Annotated in this window: 17 protein-coding genes; 5 read left to right on the top strand and 12 right to left on the bottom strand. The window is 66.2% G+C overall.

Annotated features, from left to right (window positions below; genetic code table 11):
• The first annotated feature begins 47 nt into the window (after positions 1–47).
• From upp to AAFU51_11265, 4 genes are all read left to right on the top strand, one after another.
• On the top strand, positions 48–665 hold the full coding sequence (gene upp, locus AAFU51_11280) for a uracil phosphoribosyltransferase (protein ID MEO1571840.1): 618 nt from the start codon (positions 48–50) through the stop codon (positions 663–665).
• A 159-nt stretch (positions 666–824) separates the two neighbouring features.
• On the top strand, positions 825–2477 hold the full coding sequence (locus tag AAFU51_11275) for a Na+/H+ antiporter NhaC family protein (protein ID MEO1571839.1): 1653 nt from the start codon (positions 825–827) through the stop codon (positions 2475–2477).
• Between the two features lie 143 nt (positions 2478–2620).
• Positions 2621–4264, top strand: coding sequence for a T9SS type A sorting domain-containing protein (locus AAFU51_11270; protein MEO1571838.1), 1644 nt, complete (start codon positions 2621–2623; stop codon positions 4262–4264).
• 37 nt (positions 4265–4301) lie between these two features.
• Positions 4302–5348 carry a DUF72 domain-containing protein gene (locus tag AAFU51_11265; protein ID MEO1571837.1) on the top strand — a complete coding sequence of 349 codons (1047 nt, stop codon included), beginning with the start codon at positions 4302–4304 and terminating at the stop codon, positions 5346–5348.
• A 285-nt stretch (positions 5349–5633) separates the two neighbouring features.
• On the opposite strand, the gene AAFU51_11260 is transcribed toward AAFU51_11265, so the two are convergent.
• The 7 genes from AAFU51_11260 to AAFU51_11230 all read right to left on the bottom strand — a co-directional run bounded on the left by AAFU51_11260 (position 5634) and on the right by AAFU51_11230 (position 12459).
• Positions 5634–5774, bottom strand: coding sequence for a hypothetical protein (locus AAFU51_11260; GenBank protein ID MEO1571836.1), 141 nt, complete (start codon positions 5772–5774; stop codon positions 5634–5636).
• Entirely contained in the window at positions 5744–6133 is a 390-nt protein-coding gene (locus AAFU51_11255; protein MEO1571835.1) for a hypothetical protein, read from the bottom strand. Before AAFU51_11255 ends, AAFU51_11260 begins: the two co-directional genes overlap by 31 nt.
• 12 nt (positions 6134–6145) lie before the next feature.
• Positions 6146–7636 (bottom strand): ATP-binding protein, encoded by a 1491-nt coding sequence (locus tag AAFU51_11250; protein MEO1571834.1) that lies wholly within the window; start codon positions 7634–7636, stop codon positions 6146–6148.
• 133 nt (positions 7637–7769) lie between these two features.
• Entirely contained in the window at positions 7770–8987 is a 1218-nt protein-coding gene (locus AAFU51_11245; GenBank protein MEO1571833.1) for a SpoIIE family protein phosphatase, read from the bottom strand.
• An 81-nt stretch (positions 8988–9068) separates the two neighbouring features.
• Positions 9069–9440 (bottom strand): response regulator, encoded by a 372-nt coding sequence (locus AAFU51_11240; protein MEO1571832.1) that lies wholly within the window; start codon positions 9438–9440, stop codon positions 9069–9071.
• A 138-nt stretch (positions 9441–9578) separates the two neighbouring features.
• On the bottom strand, positions 9579–10484 hold the full coding sequence (locus AAFU51_11235) for a dihydrodipicolinate synthase family protein (GenBank protein ID MEO1571831.1): 906 nt from the start codon (positions 10482–10484) through the stop codon (positions 9579–9581).
• 1 nt (position 10485) lies between these two features.
• Positions 10486–12459 carry an ATP-binding protein gene (locus AAFU51_11230; protein ID MEO1571830.1) on the bottom strand — a complete coding sequence of 658 codons (1974 nt, stop codon included), beginning with the start codon at positions 12457–12459 and terminating at the stop codon, positions 10486–10488.
• Between the two features lie 115 nt (positions 12460–12574).
• Here AAFU51_11230 and AAFU51_11225 point away from each other — a divergent pair, with 115 nt between their 5' ends.
• Positions 12575–12760 carry a hypothetical protein gene (locus tag AAFU51_11225; GenBank protein MEO1571829.1) on the top strand — a complete coding sequence of 62 codons (186 nt, stop codon included), beginning with the start codon at positions 12575–12577 and terminating at the stop codon, positions 12758–12760.
• Between the two features lie 308 nt (positions 12761–13068).
• Here AAFU51_11225 and AAFU51_11220 read toward each other — a convergent pair whose 3' ends face one another.
• The 5 genes from AAFU51_11220 to AAFU51_11200 form a co-directional block, all read right to left on the bottom strand.
• Positions 13069–14205: a hypothetical protein gene (locus tag AAFU51_11220; GenBank protein ID MEO1571828.1), complete on the bottom strand. Its 1137-nt coding sequence runs from the start codon at positions 14203–14205 to the stop codon at positions 13069–13071.
• An 85-nt stretch (positions 14206–14290) separates the two neighbouring features.
• Positions 14291–14914, bottom strand: a complete 624-nt coding sequence (locus AAFU51_11215; GenBank protein ID MEO1571827.1) for a hypothetical protein — start codon at positions 14912–14914, stop codon at positions 14291–14293.
• A gap of 47 nt (positions 14915–14961) precedes the next feature.
• On the bottom strand, positions 14962–15723 hold the full coding sequence (locus AAFU51_11210; GenBank protein ID MEO1571826.1) for a hypothetical protein: 762 nt from the start codon (positions 15721–15723) through the stop codon (positions 14962–14964).
• A 261-nt stretch (positions 15724–15984) separates the two neighbouring features.
• On the bottom strand, positions 15985–18069 hold the full coding sequence (locus AAFU51_11205) for a vWA domain-containing protein (GenBank protein MEO1571825.1): 2085 nt from the start codon (positions 18067–18069) through the stop codon (positions 15985–15987).
• A 54-nt stretch (positions 18070–18123) separates the two neighbouring features.
• Positions 18124–18600, bottom strand: a complete 477-nt coding sequence (locus AAFU51_11200; protein ID MEO1571824.1) for a hypothetical protein — start codon at positions 18598–18600, stop codon at positions 18124–18126.
• Between the last annotated feature and the right edge of the window lie 216 nt (positions 18601–18816).

Raw genomic sequence — 18816 nt, 5'->3', positions numbered from 1 at the left:
CCCAAGAGTCGTCCACTTCTCACGCCCAACGTTCTACTTCCAACTTCATGCTCACGCTCGTAGACCACCCCATTCTCAAGCGCGACATCGCGATCCTGCGCGACAAGGCCACCCCGCACGGGCTGTTCCGCGTGACGCTCGCCGACGCGGCGTCGATCCTCGCCTACGAGGCGCTGCGCGGTGTGCCGCTTGCTGAGGTGGACATCGAGACGCCGTTGGAGACGACGGTCGGGCACGTGCTCGCCAAGGAGGTTGTCGTGGTGCCCGTGCTGCGCGCCGGCCTCGGCATGGCTGACGGCTTCGTGCGCTTCGTCCCGGAGGCGCGGATCGGGCACCTGGGGATGTACCGCGACGAGGCCACGCACGAGCCGGTCGACTACTACGCCAACATCCCCGCCGCCGTCACCAACGCGGTGGTCTTTGTTGTCGACCCGATGCTGGCCACGGGCGGCAGCGCGGCCGGAGCGATCGGCCACCTCAAGAAGCAGGGCGCGACCGACGTGCGCCTCGTCGTCCTCGTCGCTGCGCCGGAGGGCGTCGCCCACATCGAGGCCGAGCACCCCGACGTGCCCATCACGGCTGCCGTCCTCGACCGCGAACTCGACGGCCACGCCTACATCCGCCCCGGCCTCGGCGACGCCGGCGACCGGATTTTTGGAACCTGAAGGGAAGGCTGAATGCAGAACGCAGAGCGCAGAAAGAGAAAAGGATCCCCCAAGGGTGACCAGCAACAGCGGCCTATGCCTTTCATCCGTCATCCTTCACCCTTCTGCCTTCGAGCGCAGCGTTGGCTCAGCGTATTCGCGCTCGCCTTGCTTCCAGCGGTGGCCTTAGCTCAGGACGTCCCGACCGATCCGGGCGCGAGCGCGCTCAGCATCCTCCCGGCGCTCGTCGCGATTGGGGCAGCGCTGGTGTTCCGGCAGGTCGTGGCGGCGCTCTTCGCGGGCGTGTGGGTCGGCGCGTGGATCGTGACGGGCGACGGCGCGCTGGGGTGGTTCACCGGTCTCCTCACCACCATCGACACCTACATCATCGCGGCGCTCACGGACCCAGACCGGGTGTCGATCATCGTGTTCTCGCTCATGATTGGCGGGCTCGTGGGTGTGATCCAGAAGAACGGCGGCACGCGCGGCATTGTCAACGCGGTCGTGTCGTGGGCGAACACGGCGCAACGCGGGCAACTCACCACAGCCGTGCTCGGCTGCCTGGTGTTCTTCGACGACTACGCCAACTCGCTCATCGTCGGCGGTACGATGCGGCCCATCACGGACAAGCTGCGCATCAGCCGCGAGAAGCTCGCCTACCTCGTCGACTCGACCGCCGCGCCCATCGCGTGCCTCGCGTTCGTGACGACGTGGATCGGCTACGAGGTCGGCCTCATCGGCGAGGCCCTCAACCAAATTGAGGGCGCGCAGATCGACAGCCTCAACCTCTCGGCGTACGGCGTCTTCCTGAACTCGATTCCGCACCTCTACTACCCGATCCTGGCGCTGTTTTTTGTCTACGCCGTCGCTCTTACGCGCCGAGACTTCGGGCCGATGCTGGCCGCCGAACGCCGCGCCCGGCAGACCGGCCAACTCTACCGCCACGGCTCCGCCATCGAGACGGACGCGGGCGACCAACACCTCCTCGAACCGCCCGCCGATGCTCCAGCGCGCATCGTCAATGCGGCGCTGCCGATCCTCGTCCTCGTGGGCGGCGTGCTCGTCGGGCTGTGGTGGACGGGCCGCGCCGCCGTGCTCGAAGGCGGCGGCGCGCTCACGCTGCAGAACATCATCGGCGAGGCGAACTCGTACACGGCGCTCCTCTGGGCGTCGTTGCTCGGCGTGATCGTGGCGGTGGGGCTCTCGGTGGGCCAGCGCATCCTGACGCTGGAGCAGGCGCTGGACGCGTGGTACCACGGCGCGCGCTCGATCCTGCTCGCCGCCGTGATCCTCGTGCTCGCGTGGGCGCTCTCGGAGGTGAACGCTGCGCTTGGCACGGCGGCGTTCCTGACGGATCTGCTGACGGGCAACGTCGCGCCGGGCCTGCTACCGTTCCTGATCGCCCTGCTGGCGGCGTTTACCGCGTTCGCGACGGGCTCCAGCTGGGGCACGATGGGTATCCTGATGCCGCTGGTGGTGCCGCTGGCCTGGGGGGTGATGGTCGCCGGGGGGACCACGGACGACCTCTCGATCCTCTACGCGGCCGTAGCGGCCGTCCTGGCCGGAGCCGTCTGGGGCGACCACTGCTCGCCGATCTCAGACACCACGATTCTGTCGAGCCTCGCCACCCAGTGCGACCTCGTGGACCACGTCCGGACACAGTTGCCGTATGCGCTGCTGGTCGGCGGCGTGGCGTGGCTGCTGTGCGCGCTGCCCGTCGGCTTCGGCGTGCCGTGGTGGGTGATGCTCCCCATCAGCGCGGTGCTGCTCGTCGTCATCCTGCGCCTGGTCGGCCAGCCGGTGGACGATGTGCCTGAGGCGGTGGAGGCGTAGCTCGAACACAGGGAATTGCGGTCGGCACACTTCTTGAGCGTCTAGGTAGCGCACAGTCTCGCAGCCTGGATCGCGCCCTGTTTCAGTCGTCTCGAAGGCTATAGGCGGTGTTTTGACCCCACCTCACGCTGTCGCTTCTCGCCATGCTGACCCGCCCATTCGTGCTGCTCTTCGTTGCTGTTGCGGCTCCGCTCGCCGTTGCCCAACCCGACGTGCAGCAACTCCCCATGCTGTTCTCCGTCGCACCCACCGAAGGCATGCCGTTCACTGAGGACGTGCAGCGCTACGTCGGCTTTCCAGTGCAGAGCCTTGGCGATATCGATGGAGACGGGCGGCCCGATCTGCTGGTAGGGGCGGCCTACGCGACTGCAGAAGCCGTCGTCGATGAGCGGCTCGCGCTGCTGTCGTACGTCGTCAGTGGTGCGGACGGCCAGGTGCTCCACACTCTAAAGCCCGATCCAGCCGGCTTTGATCGCCGCTCCTACTACGGGCAGCCTGGGCAAGGACTCGCTCCCGTAAGCGACCTCGACGGGGACGGCCTGCCCGATGTGATCCTGGGCGACCCTACGTTTCAGCAAGACGACACAGAGATCGGCACCGCTGTCGCGTTTAGCAGCGCGACCGGCGAGGTGTTGCGGCGTTTCGTGTCGCCCGCTGCTCAGGAAGGCGGACGTTTCGGCGAGGCGATCACTCCGCTGGGCGACCTCGACGGTGGAGGTGTGTCGGACATCGCCGTCAGTGCGCGGTTTGAGGTGAACCGAGAGCCGCAGTTCAGTACGGGGCGCGTCCACGTGCTGCGCGGCGAAGACGGACGTACGATTTGCACAGCCCAGTCGCCGACGTTGACCGCAAGCTTTGCCTCGTCGATCTCGACCGCCGATGTGAACGCGGATGGCACGCCAGACCTCATCGTCGGAGACAGCCAGACTCGCGGGGCCTTGACGGAGAGTGCTACGGGTATGGCGTATGCGTTCGACGGGCGGGATTGTTCGCTCCTGCGCCAGTTCGCTCTGGTGTGGCCCGATGCATGGTCCATGGTCATGACCGTGGAGGGCCTCGGCGACATCAACGGCGACGGGCACGAGGACATCGCCATCGGCACGCCGTTCGTTCAGGCGACGAATCGCAAGGAGGCCGTCGGGACCGTCCACGTGTTCAGCGGTCTGACCGGAACGCGCCTCTACACCATCGCGCCGCCGAATGATACCGAGAACGTGGTAGGATTCGGGTTTGCGCTCGCACCGCTCGCCGACGCGGATGGGGATGGACAGCCGGATCTGGCGGCCAGCGCGATGAACGGAGGGGAGGGCGTGGGCGAGGGCTATGTGTTCTGTGGGAGCGACGGGGCCTTGCTCGCCATACTTGCTGCGCCGGAGGACGCGGGCCCGGCATTCGGAGCAGGCATTGCTTCGGCAGGCGATCTCAACGGCGACGGGGCAGACGAGGTGATCGTCGGCTCGTTCGGTGGCGCGTATGTCTTCGGAAGCGTCCGCACGGTGGCCGAGGAGGTCGCCGCGCCAGTCGTTGATCTGAACCTGAACGCTGCCTACCCGAATCCCTTCGCCGAAACGACCACGCTGACCTTCGACGTGCCCGCCGCCGGGGCGGTGCGGCTGGTCGTGTACGATGCCCTCGGCCGCGAGGTCGCTGTGCTGGCGGACAGCCGGTACGGTGCAGGCGCGCACTCGGTGCGCTTCGACGGGCGTGCGCTGCCGAGCGGGATCTACGTTGCCCAGTTGGTGCACGGCGACCGGATGGACACACGACGACTCGTACTCGCACGGTAGGCTCGGCGTAGGTTTGAGGGCACCATCTTACCCTGCCATGTCTAACCTCGCTCCGCCTTCCATCGCAGACCGTCTGGCCGCCGTCGAGCGCTTCGACTTCCGCGCGCTGCACCCGCGCCTGGCCTACGGGACGGCGTCAGACCGCTACGCTGCGTGGATCGGGCAGGTCTACCCCGAGTCGTGGGAGGCCGAGGTGACGACGCGTGCGAAAAAGCTCGGCGGCGAGTCCTTCGAAGAGCGCCTGTTGCCGATCACGTCCGTGGTGGACTACTTCCAGCACTTCGGCGTCCTCGAACTCGACTTCACGTTCTACCGTCCGCTCGTCAACCCCGACGGCGAGCCGTCGCCCAACTACCACGTCCTCCGGCAGTACGCCGAGCACGCCCCGGACGACGCGCTCTTTCTCCTGAAGGCCCCGCAGCAGTTCGCGGCGCGCGTGCTCCGGCGCAAGGGTGGCTTCGTCGAGAACGAGACGTATCTCGATCCCACGGGCTTTGAGCAGCAGTTCGCCGAGCCTGCGTTCGACCTCCTCGGCGAGCGGCTCGCGGGCGTCATCTTCGAGCAGGAGTATGCCCGCGTGCGCGAGTCGCCGGAGCCCGAGGCGTTCGTGGCCGAACTCGACCGCTTCTTCGCGGAGGTGCCGCCGCTGCCCTACCACCTCGAAGTACGGTCGCCGCACCTACTCTCGCCGCTCTACACGGACTGGCTCGCGGCCAACGGGCTCGGCTTCGTGTTCAGCCACTGGACGTGGCTCCCGTCGCTTCAGGCCCAGTGGAAGCTCGTCGGTAAGCGCTTTTCCTCCGGCGATGGCGAGGCAATCCTGCGGCTCCTGAACCCGCGCGAGATGAAGTACGCTGCCGCGTTCGCCCACGCCTACCCGTTCACCGACGCCGTGCCTGATCTATCGCAGACCGCGCAGGCGCGCACGATGATCAACGAGGCCACGGCGCTCGCCTACAAGGCCATCGAACAGGGCGTCACGCTGTTCACCATCGCCAACAACCGCGCGTGGGGCAACTCGCCCAAGCTCGCGCAGGCGCTCAGCCGCCGCTTCCTCGACTTCGCCGACCGCTACGGGGTTTAGGTAGAGCATCCTGAGCGACCTCTCCACGTCATCCTGAGCTTGTCTCAAGATCTCTACCGACTCGACGGTTCTGTAGCATCGATGCGGTGCTGAACCGCGTTAGACATGCTACCAGTTCTTTGAGATCGTGGTGCAACGTCCCCGAACCACATCTTGGTCACCCCGAACTTGATCCGGGATCCATAGGCGGTCCCGAATGGGCTCCCGCTTTCGCGGGAATGACTCTGGAGTGAGTGTGCACCACCGTCTAGTCGAGTTGGTGTGACAACGGATGAGGGAAGGCTTCTACACCGATTCCAATGCGGTCAGGCCTGCCTCAAACGCGTCCGGGTCGGCGGGGAAGACCACGAGGATCTTCTTCCCGAAGCGCAGCACGACCGTCTGCGCCGCCGCCGTCAGTGTGCTGCGCCGAAGAGCGCGCGCCACGGGATCACGAACGGGAGCACGACGACCCAGACGGCAAAGAACGAGGCAATGCCGCTTGGCACCGGGCGTCCGGCCTGCCACGCTGGCGCGGCAAAGAACGCGAGCCAGAGCGCCTTGTAGCACAGCTGCACCAGGAGGACCGGCGCCATGCGTGTCGGCCACACGAGCCCGGCGATGGAGAGCAGCGCGACGGTAACCCAGAACGCACCCGTCACGCCCATCGCCGCGCCGGGCGACGCGGTGCCTTCGAAGACGGTCTGGGTGGCCCGCTCGGGCGTGAAGAGGGACGAGAAGCCTACGATGCCTGCGACGAGGACGTTCGCGGCGAAGACTGCTCGCATACCGAGGTCGCCGAACATGGCAGGGCGTCCTTATCCGTTGAGGAGGCGCTGCACGACGGCTTCGAGATCGTCGAGCTTGAACGGCTTCTTGACGACCACATCGACGTGCTCGGTGCCGTCCTTAGCATCGGTGTCGCCCGTGAGGAGGATGATCGGCTGGCGCGGGTGATGCTGCCGGATGCGGAAGGCTAGTTCGCGGCCGCTCATCTCCGGCATGGAGAGGTCCGTGAGCACGAGGTCGTACGGTTGATCGGCGATGAGCGCGAGCGCCTTCTCGCCCCCTTCGGCCTCGTCGACCTCGTGGCCTTTCAGGCGAAGCAGACGGCCCGTCACCGAGCGGACCATCTCCTCGTCGTCCACGACGAGCAGGCGGCCCGCCTTGGCTTCGGCCGGGTGGAACGAGGGCTCGGGTGGATCGGTCGCGATCTGCACCGCACGGTCCGTCGCCACGGGGAACGTGAGTGTAAACTTGGTGCCTTCGCCTGCCTCACTGGCCACCTCGATGGTGCCTTCGTGCTCCTGGACTATGCCGTAGGACACGGTCAGGCCCATGCCAGTGCCTTTCTCGCCTTTGGTGGTGAACAGCGGCTCGAAGATGCGCGAGCGTACGTCCTCCGGCATGCCTTTCCCGTTGTCGCGCACTTCGGCAACGACCCCGCGCGCCTCGTCGACGTAGGTCCGCACGGTGATGGTGCCGCCTTGGGGCATCGCCTGAACGGCGTTGAGGACGAGGTTGGCAAACACCTCACGCAGCTCCGTGCCTGACCCTGCAACATCGGGCAGCTCGGCGAGCTGCTTGCGCGTGCGGATCAGAATGCCCTGACGGCGTGGCTCGTTGTACCAGTAGGGCCGCGTCAGCGCGAGGACTTCCTCGATCAACTCCGAAAGGTCGATGTGCTCGAAGCGTTCTTGTTTCTCGTGACGGATGTATTGCTGGATTTTCCTGACGAGCACGGCCCCGTCCATTGCGGCGCGCTCGATCATCTTGAGTTGGCCCACGGCGTCGGTGGCGAGCGAGCCATGACCGCCGAAGAGGTTCGTGAGGTCGCCGCGCAGCAGCTCTGTGTGCCCGAGGATAGACGTGAGCAGGTTGTTGAAGTCGTGCGCGATGCCCATCGCCATCTGACCGAGCATCTCCATCCGTCGGCGGCGCGTCTGCTCCGTTGCCCAACTCACGGGCTCCTGAAGGACCTCGCCCGTGACCATGACGGAGAGGTTACCCGCTTGTTGATCGGGGAGGTAGATCGGCAAGAAGTTGAGCAGCACCGGGACCGGGAGGTCACGCTTGTGCCGGTCAACGAGAAAGACCTGGTTGGTGACGAGGCCGCCAGACGCCGCCTCGCTCAGGTATTCCTTAGCAAAGCGTGCGTCTTCTTCGTTCATGGCCGCCCACAGCTCATCCTTGCCGAGAATCGATCCCCATGCGGTGTTGCAGTGGAGGCGACTACCGTCCGGGGCGCAGGTGGCGTAGAGAAGCTCGGGGGCGAGGAGCGGGAGAACGTCCGTTAACTCGGATGTCATCGCGGAGGGTGGCGGAGTGGAAAAGCCGCGGTGGCAACGAGTGGGTGAGTAGCAGACAGTATACGGCCGGATTGCCTGGCGACAAGGCGCGCGCGGTCAGCCGTTTGGAGTAGGACAGCGTTCGGCTGTCTGCTCAGGCGAGAGGTGCGTGATACTGCACGGCGAGCAGCGTCAGGTCGTCAGCCTGTGGGGCGTCGTCGGAGAACGACTCCACCGCGCTGAGCAAGTGGCGGATGACCTCAGCGGGGGAGCAGTCGGGGAGCGTGCCGAGGCTCTCGGCGAGGCGCGTCTCCTCGAACTGGGTGCCGCTCACATCTACGGCTTCGGTGAGGCCATCGGTGTAGAGCAGCAGCGTATCGCCCGGAGCCAGGGTGACGCTGTTGGAGGCGTAGGCGAAGTCGCTCGTGAGGCAGAGCCCGAGACCGCGGGCGCACGGGCACGTTGCCCGCGAGCCGTCGTGGCGCAGCACCACGGGGTGGTGGTGCCCGGCGTTGGTGAACGCCACCTCGCCCGTCGTCAGGTCGAGCACGCCGTAGACGAGCGTGACGAACATGTGCGTCATGCTCTCCGGATGGAGTACGCGGTTGGCGTGGCGCACGACCTCGTGTGGGGGGAGTCCTTGCAGCGCTGTGGCGCGGAGCATCGTCCGGGTGATCGCCATGAAAAGCGCCGCGCCAACGCCCTTGCCCGACACGTCGCCCACGACGAAGCCGAGGCGCGGCGGCGCACCGCCGGCTTCGTTACCTGGATCGGAGTCGATCAGAAAGCAGTCGTAGAAATCGCCGCCGACCTCCTGGGCAGGCAGCATCGTCGCGTGGAGGTCGAAGTCCTCGCGTTCAGGGAAGGCGGGCGTCGCCGCGGGGAGCATCGAGAGTTGGATGCGGCTTGCGATCTCCAACTCGCGCTGGATGACGTTTAGCTGGCGCCGCAGCAAGTCGGCCTGGCGCAGCTTGTCAAGCTCTTCGTGGGCCTTGTTGACGATGAGCGCGAGGTCCTCGAAGTTGATGGGCTTCGTGACGAAGTCGAACGCGCCGCGGTTCATCGCCGTGCGGATGTTGGCCATGTCGCCGTAGGCTGACACGATCACCACCTTGAGTGCGCGGTCCAGTTCGCGCAGCTTGCCGAGGAGCGTCAGCCCATCCATGCGCGGCATGTTGATGTCCGAGAGCACGAGCTCGATCTGCGGGTCGGCCTCGACCGCCGCGAGCGCCTCGACGCCGTCGCCCGCGAAGGTGAGCGCGAGCCGCCCCTCGCGCACCTGCCGCCGAAACTTGTGCCGGATCAGCAACTCCAGGTCCGGCTCGTCATCGACGACGAGGACATGGATCGGCGCAGGTATGGGCTCGGGCATGCGTGCAATGTGGGGAGTGATGTTCGATAATTAGAATAACGCAAATGAAAACAATGCCATAAATAGGAACAGACCTGCGACCTAGCCAGCCAGCTCCCGGATCTGCGCCTTGAGCGCGTCGAAGTCGACGGGCTTCGTGAGGTAGCCGTCGCTGCCGTAGGCACGCGCTTCCTCCACGTAGGCCTCGTTCGCGTAGGCCGTCATCATGCACACCGGCAGCGTCGGCTGCGCCGTCTTGATGCGCTTGAGCAGATCGAGCCCGCTCATGCCCGGCATGTTGATGTCGGAGAGCACAAGCACGACGTCGGCCGGGTGCTCACTGAGATAGGCCAAGGCTTCCTCGCCCGAGAATGCGAACGTGAGCGCGATCTCGCCGCGTCGGATCTCCTTGCGAAACTTCTGACGGAAGAGCAGCTCAACGTCGCGCTCGTCGTCAACGACTAGCACCTGCATGGTTCGGGCGGATGGAGTGGATGGTGCGTGAAGCCCACAGGATACGGTCTGGTGAACGAAAAGTTGGACGCGCTGCACCGGTGGAAACGGGCGACGTCGGAGGTCTAGAGTTTTCCGACGCAACCGAAAGTTGGCGAGCTAGGAGGTGCCTTCTAGCGCGTACGCCAGCCTCGCGGTGTCAGGTTCAGAGAGCGGGCGCAGCGGAGGGCGGACGTTTCGCCAACGGACGTCGCCAGTCCGGCGGGCAAGGAGGGCTTTCTGCGCCGGAATGGCTCCGTAGGGCTGCACGGTCCGGCGGAACTGAGCGACGGCGGCAAAGCGGGCGTCGAAGGTCGTGCGGTCGCTCGCAAACGTCAGAATGGCCTCGGCGATGGCAGCGGCGTTGAGGTTGGCCGTGGCCGAGATGCAACCCGGCGCCCCGTGCGAAAGCGCTTCGGGCAGCAACAGCTCCGTGCCAGGGTAGACCGTAAGCCCGTCGATCCCGAGCAGCGCCTGTGTGTTTGCCCAGTCGCCCGTCGAGTCCTTGATGCCGACGACGTGCTCGGGAAACGCGGCTCGGATACGCCGTACGAGGTTCACCGACCAGCCTACGCCTGCGACCTGGGGGATGTGGTAGAGGTAGACCTGCAGTCTCTCGGTCTGTGTGTTAACGTGCGCAATGAAGTGCTCAGCCCAGGCAAACAGCCCGTCGTCCGTGACGTTGGGGTAGTAGAACGGAGGTAGCAGCAGCACGCCCGCGCAGCCATGTCGCGACGCCTGGGCGGCAAGGCGCACCGTGTCTGGCAGGTTCGTCGTTCCGACGCCCACGATCATGCGCTCAGGCGGCACGCCCGCGCCGAAGAGCTGGTCGAGCAGGTGCACGCGCTCCTCCAACCCGAGAGACGCAGCCTCGCTGGTGGTACCGAAGGGGACCAGCCCGGCACAGCCCACATCAAGGAGGTGCCGTGCATGAGTGATCCAGAGTTCCTCGGCAACGCGCCCGTCAGCCTCGAAGGGGGTGAAGGGCGGCGCGAGGACGCCACGAAGCGGTTCAGATTCGGGCATCTCAGGCGGGAGTTTCGAGGGGGAGCGTGACGACGAACGCTGCGCCGCCGCCTGGTGCGTCCTCGGCGGTGAGCGTGCCGCCATGGCCCTGCGTCACGACGTCGTAGCTCAGCGACAGCCCCAGGCCCGTGCCTGAGCCCGTCGGCTTGGTCGTGAAGAACGGCTCGAAGATGCGCGCGCGGATCTCGTCCGGGATGCCGGGGCCGTTGTCGACGACTCGGATGACCACAGCGTTGTCCGCGCGCTCGGTGGAGACGGTGACGCGCGCTTTGAGGGCCTCGTCCGTTGCCGGGGCGATGCGGGCGTGCTCGGCAACGGCGTCGAAGGCGTTGATGACGAGGTTGACGATGACCCGGCCGAGTTCCTGAGGAGCCACGACGACCTGAGCCAGCGTCGCGTCGAAGTCGTGCACGATCTCCACGTCGGAGGTGCGCTGGCGCGCCCGAGTGCTGTGGTAGGCGAGCGTGACGTGCTCAGCGACCAGGGCGTTCAGGTCCACGGCGCGGCGCTCGCTGCTCGTCGCTTGCGCATGGGCCATCATGCCTTTCACGATGGCGTCGGCGCGGTGCCCATGCTGCGCGATGACCGCCGTGTTCTGCGTCAGTTCGTCCAGCAGCGGCGCAGGGTCGTCTCCCCGTGCGATAGCCTCGCGCAACTCCTCCGTGAGTTCCTGAGCGACCTCGGCGAAGTTGGTGACGAAGTTGAGCGGGTTCTTGATCTCATGCGCGATACCTGCTGTGAGTTGCCCGAGGCTCGCCATCTTCTCCTGATGGATAAGCTGTTGCTGCGTTGCCTGGAGGTCGAGGAGCGACTGGTTGAGCGCCGCCGTGCGCGACTCCACGAGCCCTTCCATCCCGTCGCGGTAGCTACGCAGCGACGCGGTCATGGCGTTAAAGTGCTCAGCGAGGTGCCCAAACTCGTCGCGCACGACGACGGGAACGGCCTGGTCGAGGTCGCCCGCGTCGACCCGCCGAAGGCCACGCAAGAGCCGGTCGAGCGGAGCCTCCAAGCTGCCACGAAATGCATGGGGATAGACGAGGAGTGTCGCCAGCACGGATAGGAGGAGGAGCCAGGCCGGTCCTACTAGTTCAGCGTGCATTGCCTCGCGTGCCGCGCGTAGCGTGTCCAGGTCAGCAGGGCGCACGTCCAGCGTCGGAATTACCGGTCCGACTTGGCTCAATTCCGCCGGAAAGCTGACGAACACGACCAGCGCGATCGCCGTCACGAGCGCGGCGAGCATCATCCCAACCAGCTTGGCCCGAAACGACGTGGGCTGCGGCGAATAGTTGACGTAGGCGAGGACCATCCCGAAGACAAACGACAGGACCGCCAGCCGCCCGAGGAGTTGGAGGGGGCGCAGAACGGGCACGTCGAAGAGCAGGAGCAGCCCAGTCAGGAGAAAACCGACCAGCAAGACCCCAACCAGGGAGAGGTAGGTCAGGTAGGCTGCTGCCGCTCGGTAGCGGTTCTCGTCGGTGGACCGCCGTGCCCGGTGCCACTTGCGCACGAGCACGATGAGCGCGAGGAGTACCGCCACCCCGACATAGATGCCCAACAGCTGCGAGGCCAGCGGCTCCCAGCGGGGTGCGCGAAGGCTCGCCGCGAGGACACCGAAGACGACGGTGCCGGTTGTGCCGAGGCCGTAGGCCACGAAGCGCGTCTCGCGACGCGAAGGCTCACCGAGCAAGGTGTACGCGAACAGGGCGAAGCTGAAGCTGAACAGGAACGCACTCAGCCAGTCGAGGAGCATGAGCGCCGACGACCACCCGGTCCGGCTCGCCACGTCCGGCCAGAACACCGACGACAGCCCGACCGAGCAGGCATTGCTGACGACGATGCTGCCCATGAAGAGCGCGAGCCACCAGGTCGCCGCGTCTTTCTTTGGGGTGGCGAGCAGGTAACCGAGCAGCGGCAGCGCCATGGCCACGAGGACCAGGTTGAAGAAGCCTTCTGGTGTCAGGAGCAGGGCACTCATGGCTGTGCACTCATGGCCACGCACTTATGGATTTGCAGGCAGAGCGGGCGCAGGCAGCCGCAGGACGAAAACCGCGTCGCCGACGAGGGGCATCCTCGGCGGTGAGCGTGCCGCCGTGGCCCCGCGTTACGATCTCATACCTCATCGTCAGCCCGAGATCCGAGATGGAGCCTTTTGGCTTCGTCGTACCGAACGGCTCACCGGCAACGCTCGGCGGTGCATCCTTGGCAGCCCCGCCGAGCTGCGCAGCCGCATCGAGGCTACGGGCAGTGCCGACGGGCAGCGTGGCGAGCAGCGGTAGCTGCCTGGAAGACAGACGCATTGGCGCGGGGAGGCTGGGGCAACGCCGAAGTATAGCGCTCCGCAGCAGCTACGCGGGGGTGTCTTGAAAGGTGCGGGAGAGAACCAGGTCATAGCGACGGTCAAGCCGCTGGCCGCTCCCGGCGTTGATTCCGCCCCCGCTGCGTTCGACTCGTCGCCCTATCCTGTAGGATCGCACTCTTCAGGATCGCACTCCTCATCCGCCTTGCGGACACGAAATCGCTACGACGTGCGCGTCTGACCTGCTGAACGTCACTACTCCCTGGGCCGTGGACAAATCCGCTCAGCCTACGAGCATGGGACCGTCGCCGTCACGCCATTGTAGAAGATGGAGTCGTGCGCGCCGTTGTGCGAGTAGACCGTCGCTTCCACCGTGGTCACGGTGCCGGGCACGTCCTCCAAGACCAGTTCGAAGAGCGCCGCCTGCGCGCCGCGGTTGGCGTCGGGGGTGCTCAGGGACGCGAAGACATCGCCCGCTCGGGCTTCCATGTTGAGGGTGCGCCCGTCGTTGGTGGTGTCGCCGAGGGAGAAGGTGACCGTGACGTTTCGTGGGGCAGTGCCAGCAGGAATCGAGAGGTCCACGGTCACCTCCTTGGTGCGCCCAGCCCACACGTCGCGCTCCACGATGCCCCCACTCTGCGCGTAGCCCTCCTTGAACCGCAGGGCGTAGACCGCAAACGACCGGGCATGACCGCTCCACCCCGTCTGCTTGACGATCGGCTCGATGGTCACCGAGCCAGCTGGGTCCAGCGCGGCGGTGTAGAAATCGCCGCTGTCGTCGTCGGACGTCGGGTCTGCGATGACGACGCGTTCGCCTGCGTCGGTAGTGAGAACGAAGTGCTCGAAGCGCCCGTGGTGAGCGCCTTTCACGGTTGCTTGTGCCGTGAGCCCCAGCACGCTGCTGGCGTCCGGGATATCGATGGTTGCGTCGTTGTTGGTCCGGCCGTAGGTGCCGATCCCTACCGTGTAGAGATCGACGAAGCGGTTGTCGGCGCATTCGAACTCCCACGTGCGAGGCAGAGCCTCGGGAACAGGCATGGGTGGCGAGGACGGGCCGAACACGGAGGTGAGGTCGAACAGACCTTCGGTCGTGTGTGTCTCGTCACCGACGGTGCCGCTCACGCGGATGAGCGCCGTTTCTGCATCAATGCGAAAGGCCTCGGCATTCCACACGCCCCCTTGGAAAGGGCGGTCCGCTCGGATTCCGTTCACGGCACTGACAATACCATCGAGCGTCCCGTCGCTGAGCTCGGCTGTGCGGTAGGCGACATCGTAGCCTGAGCGGGCGATTTCGCGGGCGGTCACGTCGTTGCCAAACGCGGCCTGCTCGCCGCTGACGGACAGGATCGTCCGGATCGTGCTAGAGGAGCCGAAGGCAATAAAGAGTGAACTGGCAAGAGCAGCAATGAGAAGGCCGCGTCCCATGGGCTAGATAGAGGATGCATGAGAAGGTCATAGGGGGGTAGGCGGCAACGCGGGGACGGCAGCCCGTGTGGTGGAGACTGGGGAGCTAGACGGGGTGGAGGCGGAACACGGCGCTCCAGTTCAGCTCGGAGAGCACAAGGTCGTCGTGCAGAAGCGGCGGGACGAGGGCGAAGGCAACCTCCACGAACGCCGCGTCAGACTCCGATGCGGTGGGCGCGCCTGAGTTGTCTTGGAGGCTGACTCTAAAGTGAGAGAGCGAAGCAGGGCTAGCGCCTGCCGGGACCCACGCTCCACCGCTGATGCGCTCTGAGCGCTGCACTTCGTAGAGTTGCAACGACGAGCCGTCCTCGTTGGTGACGGTCGTGGTTGGGCTCAGCGTGAGGCGGTACTCGTGGGTTTGCGGTGCGGCAGGCGAGGTGGTGGTGTCGTAGCTGCGACGCACGAACGCGAACTGGCGCGTGCAGGTGGCGCCGTTGCACGTGTCCATGGTCGGTGGCGTCAGCCGCACCTCACCCTCGGGGAGGCCCATGCCTACGGCGCTGAAATCTTCCTCCAGCCACGTTGAAAACGCGAACGCCTGATCCTTGGCGACGGCCAGCGCGGTCATGCGCTGGTCCTCCTGCGAGGAGCGCGCCATCGTGCCGAGCAAGAGCAGGGCCGCGATGGACCCAGCGATGATGGCGGCCGCGTGATCGAGAAGTACGTGCATGTAGGGGGAACTGAAAGAGGATAATCCGAGGGACGGTGCGGTCGGAACTACATGCCGGCCATGCGGCGAGCACGCTCCTCGCGGTAGGACAACACGCGGGACATCTCCACGAGGATCACGTCTTGCATCCCGCTGAGCTCCGGTGCGCGCACGCGGACGGTGAGGCGCTTCTGCTCGCTGCGCTGGCTGGTCGAGAGTGCGGTGTTGCCATCGTAGCGTCTCACATATTCGACTGTGGTGTTCACCTCGAGGTCGATGACATCGCCGTTGGCGAGGGTAGACGTGACGGGTTTCCACTCGTCGGCGTCGAGGGCGAGGTCGTCGAGGTCGTCGCAGAAGCCGTCCCAGTAGGTGGGGGCATCGAACAGGCAGGGATTTCCTTGCGACGCGGGCGATGGCGTAGAGGTCTGCTCACCGCCCTCGCGTTCGTCACCGCCCTCGCGTTCGTCATCGTCCCATTCGTCATCATCGCGGTCGTCGTCATTCCAGTCATCATCGTCCCATTCGTCATCGTCGCGAGGTTCCTCTGGGGCGTCAGGGTCGCCCGTCGTCTGACCGAACGAGTCAGCCATGGTGAACTGGCTGGCGTCGCCTGGCAGCCCCAGGCTTTGGACCATTTCCGGTGACGTGCGCTCGTCGAAGGAGCGCGCGGCGGCATACTCGATCACTTTGAGCGCCGCCCCCGAGGCGATGAGCTGCATCTCCTCGTGGAGGACGCGCTTCTGGTTCTGGCGCTCGGTGTAGCCCTGGCGCACCGTGAGCAGCCCGGCCAGCGAAAGCGCAACGACGACAAAGAGAGACTGGGCCATGGATTCCGGCGGGTAGGGTTGGGTCCGTTCGTGGCCACCAACACCTTGCCTAGCCCGATAGGTCCTCAACGGACGGGCGGTTTGGAACGCCGTCTCGACACGAGTCTCAGGTATAGAACAAGGTTCTCGAACTAGGACGAGCCCGCATGAGGTGCAGGAACGCACGGGGCCTTGGCCAACCCACCGCATGGGCGCATGGGCGTACCCTTCTACCGCCACGGCATCGCGGCACTCTGCGCGATGTCCGAGACACCGCGTGCGTCAGCCTGCCACGTAGGTGTAGCGCTGGCGGCGGCTTCCGCGGTCGACTTCGAGCACCGTCCCGTCCACGAGACGAAGCGGTCGGCGCCCGGGGTCATCTACGCGCGCGCCCTCGATCACCATCGCGTCGCTCTGTGCGTCCTCGGGCAGCACGAGGTGGTTGCAGCGGCTGCCCGCCTGAAAGAGCACACCCCGTATCGTCTTGCGTTCAGCACGGTAGGGAACGAGCCAGCGGTTGGCCCACCCTGTTGGTAAGCTGTAGGTTCGCTCTTTGCCTGTCACGAGAGCGCTACGCTCCTGGAAGACGATGCGCGCGCCTCGGCAGAACCGCGGCTTCTTGATGATCCCCCACAGGTACCACAGCAGGAAGAGCAGCACGCCGAGTACGATCACGTATGGGCCCCAGAGCGTCCACCACGGCACGGGCTCCACCTCGAAGCGGAGCGTTGTGCGGAACGCCGCCTCGCCGCGGCCCGGCGACTGTGCCTCCACCACCACCTCGTAGGTGCGCTGCGGCGTGAACGCGGCCAGCCCGTAGCGCGGTCGCGGACGGAGCGTCCATCCCTGGTCGCCTTTTGCGAGGTCGACCGTGAGGTCGTCGTCGTCCACGAGGCGGAGCGTCCACTCGTCGAACTCGAACGCGTCCACGCGGGCGCCGTCAGCGATGGGCCAGACGGTGAGCGGCGCGCGGTCGTCAAAGTCGGTCACGGGCGTGCGCCATGGGCCGTCGTCGCCGAGCGCGAGCGTGCGCGGGATGCACGGGGCCGCCTCGACCGTATAGACCGGCGAGCGAAGGTCGAAGTAGCCCGGGTAGGTCGCAGCCACCGAGATGGCGAGGGCGGTGTCGGGCGCGGCGAAGTCGAAGCGGAAGGCGGTGCGCTGGGGGTTGACGCGCATCGCCTCAGCGGCACTACCGAAGCGCGCCTGCATGGCGATGCGGTCGGGCCGTCGGATGTTGGCGACGAGCGTGTCGCGGAGGCCCTGTCCGTCGGGAGGGCCGAGGAGCGTCGCGCGCACCCGCATGGTGTCGCCGACGCACGGCCGGAGCACCGCGCCGTCCGTCTCGACGGGGTAGCCCTTCGCGCTAACGACCTCCACGGCGAGGTCAACGGCAGCCTCAGGGAGCAAGAGCACCTCGCCGGGTTGTACGGCACGGTCGAAGGCGAGTTGGATCTCGCCCGGTTCGATCAGCCCCCCCGCGTTGGTGGGCCGCACCTGCGTGACGTTGCCAAAGAGCGCATAGGGGGCGAGGCGCGGGACGCGCGTGGTGAGGGTCGAGTCGAACGGCAGTGCGCCCCGGTCGTGGGTGGCGCGGCGCAGTGCGGCGAGCGCCGCGCGGCTCGCGTCCTGTTGGACGAGCGTGAGGCGGCGCAGCGGAAACTCCGAGTCGAACACGAGCTGGTCGCCAGCGAGGCGGACGTCGGGCTGGCCGCCGAGTGTGCGGGCGGTGATGAGTGCAGCGATCTCGTTCATCCGGTCAGCCACGTCGGCCGACGAGAGGGCGCGGTAGACCTGCCCCTGGACATCGGTCCAGACGGCAACGGCGGGCTGCTGTGCCAGGGCGTCCACCTCCTTGGCGTCCTCGCCGATGAGCAGGAACACGACGCGGGCTCCTGTGGCACGCACGAACGACTCCGCCTGCGCTTGCATCGATGCGGCCTCGGGCGTGTCTTCGAAGGCGCCGTCGGTGAGGACCACAAGCCACTTCTCCGGCTGTGGCGCCTGGGCGAGCACGTCCTGCGCCGTCGCGAGTGACTGGTAGGGCGTGTTGCCTGCGAAATTGTACACAGGCTGGCCGTTGAGCGAGTCCACGAGGGCCTGGCGCCCCGCTGAGCCGCCGCCGAGCGGGAAGCGCAGCGGCGTGTCCGGCGCGTGCATCGTCACCACGTGCAGTGCGTCTGAGTCGCGGAGGAGGGCCGCGAGCGTCTGCAGCGCGTAGTTGGCGTAGGCCCACGGCCCGCCGTTCTCGCCCTCGTCGCGATGCAGCATCGAGCCGGAGTCGTCATAGACTACCGCCACAGCCCGCTGTGCCGCACCGCTGGGTGCGAGAAGCAGAGCGAGCAAGGCGAGGGGGAGCAGGCGCATGAGGTAGCGGGTAGACCACTCCAAACTAGCGCCAACGCGTGAGATGGGGAGATCCTACCAGGCAGGGCAGCTATTCGTCGACCAGCTGTAGCTCGTAGTCGTCTCGCACTGCACAAAGTCGATCTGGCTGCCGGCGGTCACCATCAGGTGAAATTCCCAGGCGCCGTTCCAGTTCGACTCGCAGTCGCCATTCGGGAACCACACGATGAAGGGCGTGCCCTCCGAGCCAATCGACAGCTGCGATCCGTCGGAAAGTCGCACATACTGACGGCCGCTCAGCACACACGTCCCATCGGCGCGGAGGCCCAACCTCTCGATGTTGAACGTCCCGAGCGTCCCGCCTCCTCCTCCCAGGGCCGTGGGTTTATCGACCCACGCTTGGATCGGTGACATATACTCCATCGCTGCTACGATGGCGTTGTCTTTGCGAGATTTGCGAAACCCATCGTCGAAGGTCTCGATGCCGGACACAACCGCCAAGCCGACGATGACGATGCTGAGGACGAGGAGAAGAAGTTGCTGCTGGCCCATGCGTCAGGGTGGGAGAGAAGGGGCGTGGGGTGAGGTGTAGTAGATCCGCTACAGGGCAAGTGACATTCCGTGGCATTCACGGCGGGGCTAGTCCTCTGACGCTACACGAGAGAGGCCCAATCACCCCGTCGGATTGCGACCACGCCTTTCCGATTCCAGCAAGTCGCAGGCAGGCGACGGCGACCGCAGCCTCGGTGTACGCTTGGTGATTCTGAA

The sequence above is a fragment of the Bacteroidota bacterium genome, from assembly GCA_039821555.1.
In the GTDB taxonomy this organism is placed as follows: Bacteria; Bacteroidota; Rhodothermia; order Rhodothermales; family Rubricoccaceae; genus JBCBEX01.
Note: the sequence above shows the minus strand (reverse complement) of the source record. Positions and strands in the feature narration are given on the sequence as shown.